The sequence below is a fragment of the Achromobacter sp. RTa genome (genome assembly GCF_000757485.1).
GTDB lineage: Bacteria > Pseudomonadota > Gammaproteobacteria > Burkholderiales > Burkholderiaceae_B > Achromobacter.
Genome location: NZ_JPYO01000014.1, coordinates 1 through 918, shown reverse-complemented (window position 1 = coordinate 918; position 918 = coordinate 1). Strand labels below are relative to the sequence as shown.

Annotated in this window: 1 protein-coding gene; it reads left to right on the top strand. The window is 69.7% G+C overall.

Translation table 11 applies throughout. The annotated features are described in order from the left end of the window. Positions 1–918: YDG domain-containing protein (locus JL37_RS30645; protein WP_231570305.1), on the top strand; the 918-nt coding region annotated here is incomplete at both ends.

Below are 918 nucleotides of genomic sequence, written 5' to 3'. Positions count from 1 at the left end.
GGGCAACTACACGGTCAGCGCCAACGCTTCCACCACCGCCTCCATCGCGGCCCGTCAGCTGACGGGCGCGCTGGGCGCATTGGACAAGGTGTATGACGGCCTGACCGCGGCTTCCGTGACTGGCGCCGGCAGCCTGAACGTGGTTTCGGGCGACGAACTCAGCGTGAGCGGCAGCTTTGCCGACAGGAACGTGGGCAATGGCAAGGCCGTTGCCTATGCGCTGAGCGGCGCGGACGCGGGCAACTATGTGCTGGGCAGCGGGGTCGCGCTGGGCGCGGCCAGCATCACGCCCAGGACGATTACCGGCGCCATCACGGCCGCCGGCAAGGTCTATGACGGCACGCTGGCGGCCAGCACGGGCGGCACGCTGTCCGGCGTGCTGCTGGGCGACGTCGTCTCGCTGTCGACCACGGGCGTCTTCGCGGACAAGAACGTGGGCAGCGGCAAGACGGTGACTGTCGGGGGCGCGCTGTCCGGCCTGGACGCCGGCAACTACGCGCTGTCCGTCAACGGCACTGCGACGGCCGACATCACGCCCAAGACGATCACCGGCGCACTGACGGCGGCCAGCAAGGTCTACGACGGCACGCTGACCGCGATCACGACCGGCACGCTGTCTGGCGTGGTGCTGGGCGATGCGGTGGCGATCAACGGCACCGGCCTGTTTGCCGACAAGAACGTGGGCGCAGGCAAGGCCGTGGCCGTAGGCGCCACATTGACCGGCCTGGATGCCGGCAACTATCTGCTGGTCGCCAACAGCACCGCGCAAGCCGACATCACGCCCAAGGCGCTGACCGGCGCCATCACGGCAGCGGGCAAGACCTACGACGGCACGACGGCCGCCACGACCTCGGGCCAGTTGAGCGGCGTGGTCGCGGGCGACCTGGTGGCGTTGTCCACGGCGGGCGTGTTTGCCGA